Source organism: Vibrio sp. ER1A (assembly GCF_000733315.1).
Classification (GTDB): Bacteria; Pseudomonadota; Gammaproteobacteria; order Enterobacterales; family Vibrionaceae; genus Vibrio; species Vibrio mediterranei.
Map to the genome: position 1 here is coordinate 1,721,735 of NZ_JPJA01000086.1, position 3,242 is coordinate 1,724,976.

The following is a 3,242-nucleotide window of genomic DNA, read 5'->3' on the forward strand; positions in this document are numbered from 1 at the left end:
CGATGTAACTTATTTACAATGTAAATAGAAAATATCTCGGAACGATTATAAATATTGGATAACTTACGGACCTTGTTGTTTCTATCTCAGCCATTTCAAATTAAGCGTTTTTTTAGGAACACAAATAATTATTCATAGGTCAGTGGAGAAACGTTAGTACACCAAAAGACAAAACTCATGATCATAGTTCCGAGAATATAGAAGCATGATCAAGGGGAATTTTAGAAACAGACATTGGATTATTGGTCTGTTACTTCGATCATTTATCTTGGAAGAATGATCAAGTACTTTATCACTGCGGAAGCATGTAAAATCCCGACAAAATTACGGCTTATGCCCGATAGAATAAGGGATAGTGGCGAGATTCAGTGGTTAACGACAGAATTCAAGATGCAATAACAGATTCAATGAACTTACTTGATCATGCTTCCCAATATATAAGGGTTAAAGCCATTAACGATGAAAAAGCGTCTGTTCGTTTATCTTTGTTCAATTCGAGTAACATTTGAACAATGACTTTCATCAATTACCTACAACGACAAATAATTCTTCCACCTTGATCATGCTTTCGAGGTAAATTTATGATTTAAAAGATATTTACATTAAGCTATTCACAGCTTTTCTACTTTTTCTGTGGATAAGTTGTGGTGACCTCATGATCATCTATCCGTAAACTTAATGATCATATTTTCGGGCAGATGATGATCATGCCTCCAGAGTTCTATGATCATGCATTCGAAAAACAATGATCATCGTTTCGTGATTACTATGATCATGCGTCCGAATGCTTGCTAAATCTTTACCTTTAAAAACATAGGGTTACAATCAATTAAAGTGCCAGATCATATGATCAGTTAATCATATTAGATCAGTATTATCAGTAAAGATCAGTTTATTAAGAGCAATAAAATAGATCTTTATTTATTCGACATTATTCTTTATTCTATGGAACAATATCGAATTTACGGATAGTGTGATATAGATCCAATCATGAGCAACGATGAAAAATTATTGATCCGATCTCCAAGAGATCACAAAGGCGGACATCTTTTTGAAGTGACTGAAACGTCTGTCGATTGGATTGAGCAGTATCAGCACTTCAAAGGCGTGACCAAGAGTATTTTGGAACTTCTGAATCTTATCTCTTTACGCGGATTCAGTTCTAAAGATGGTTACGTTTCAACTACTGAGTTAATCGACGCTACTGACGGCAAACTAACTCGTGCAGCTATTCAGCAGCGTTTGAGAGCCGCAGTAAATATTGGTTTATTCAGCCAACATGGTGTTAAGTTTGAGGAAGGCCTCGCTGGCAAAACAATGCTTCATCGGTTTATTAACCCCAATCAATTAGTATCCGTTTTGGGTGCAACCAGCCTGGTAACCGAATCGGTTAAGCAATCCGAAAAGCAAAAAAAATCAAAAGCATTGGCTCAAACGCAAGTGAATAAACGCTTGTTGAATGAACATGGACTTTATACGCCACCAGCGATGCGCGATGAAGCCGATCAGTTTGTAGTATCTCCAACAAACTGGGCAGGCATTATCGATCAAGCACTCGCTCCACCACGTACACGTAAAAGCTATCAGAAGTCGATGGTATCCATCTCAGGTACAAAAGCGGTGATTGAAACTCGATCCTCTAAGAATATCATGACTGTTGATGATCTTATGACGCTGTTTGCATTGTTTACGCTAACGGTGCAATACCATGATCATCACCACGAAGAGTATCACCTTGATGCTAAACATGTGCCTAACAAGACCCCTTTGTATATCACTGACATCCTTTCCCTTCGAGGTAAAAAAGATAGTGGCCCAGCACGTGATTCCATTCGTGATAGTATTGATCGAATTGAATTTACCGATTTCCAATTGCACGAGCTTACAGGTCGTTGGCTCAGCGAAAATATGCCTGAAGGATTCAAGAGTGATCGTTTTAGATTTCTAGCCAGAACGATCACTGCATCTGAAGAGGCACCACGTGAAGGCGCGGATGGTGAGATCAAGATCAAGCCTAATTTATATATCTTGGTGTGGGAGCCGTCGTTCTACGAAGAGTTATTAACGAGAGACTATTTTTTCTTGTTCCCGCCTGAAATTCTAAAACAGCATACCTTGGTATTTCAGTTGTATTCGTATTTCAGAAGTCGTATGGCCCGACGTCATACCGATACTCTTCTTCTTTCAGAGCTTAATCAAAAGCTTGCGCGTAACATAGAATGGCGACGCTTCTCGATGGATCTTCTTCGAGAGCTGAGAAAACTAGGGGAAGGATCCACAAGCAATGATCAATTTGATGTCAACTTATGGGGCTATCATCTGACACTACAATGCATGGATCCTGATGCTAAGCTACCAGATTATCAGGTTGATATTCGTTGTGATGTGGAAGAAGTATTGCGTTACTCAAGAGCAAGAACGACGAATGCAGGTAAGCGAAACATGGCACCAACCTTACCTAACCCATTACGCAATGAGTTAGTAACTCGTAAGCAACTCGACGAACTGTCGACAATCATTGACGGTGAGTTCGAGCCAATTCAGCGTAAAGCACCGTCTCCAAGAGGGAATTTGGGGCGCAGAGTGAAGCAGAGAAAACACTTAGTTGAAATCAATGCGGATGAAATAACCATCATCTTATCTAAATATACTTCATCAGAAGCTCTAGAACGCAGTGTAACGGCATTGTCTGCCATGACAGGGCATTCGGTCGCCTCAATCAAACAAGAGTGCTCAGAGCTTATGGAGAAGCTGGATTGGTTGCGTGTTGATGACCAGGTCATTCCCTATGAAGTGCTAAGTCGTGTTGTGGAGTTATATAACTCTCGACAAGAAAACAAGCATTTGTCGATTGAACGACTGATCTCAGCGTTGGCCGTCCGTAAAAAAGTGTGTAAGCAAGTGCACGAAGGGCATATCGATGAAACGGTATTTCGCGTGCTAGATGAGGTCGCTATTTAGCGCTAATTAACCCCTTGTTACACATAGTACTAACTTGTTAGGAATAACACATAACGCTGACAATAAGCTGACAAAGTAACAAGTGTGGTTGGCTAANNATTTATTCCGAATAGACAACCTTTTGTCCTTTCTAATGAAATAAGTAGATTGGCTCATATTGTTACATTCATTCTGATATATTTTGGCGAGTTCAATTTGGACTCGCTTTTTTTTGTCTGAAATTCGACGATTCCCCCATTTCTGGGTGAGGTGAAACTAATATTTAAGGTAAGGAAACTCAA

1 protein-coding gene is annotated in these 3,242 nt (G+C 39.6%); it reads left to right on the forward strand.

Annotated elements, in window-relative coordinates:
* Positions 1-990 precede the first annotated feature (990 nt).
* Entirely contained in the window at positions 991-2,961 is a 1,971-nt protein-coding gene (locus HW45_RS14540) for a replication initiator protein RctB domain-containing protein (RefSeq protein WP_038227617.1), read from the forward strand.
* Positions 2,962-3,242: the final 281 nt, after the last annotated feature.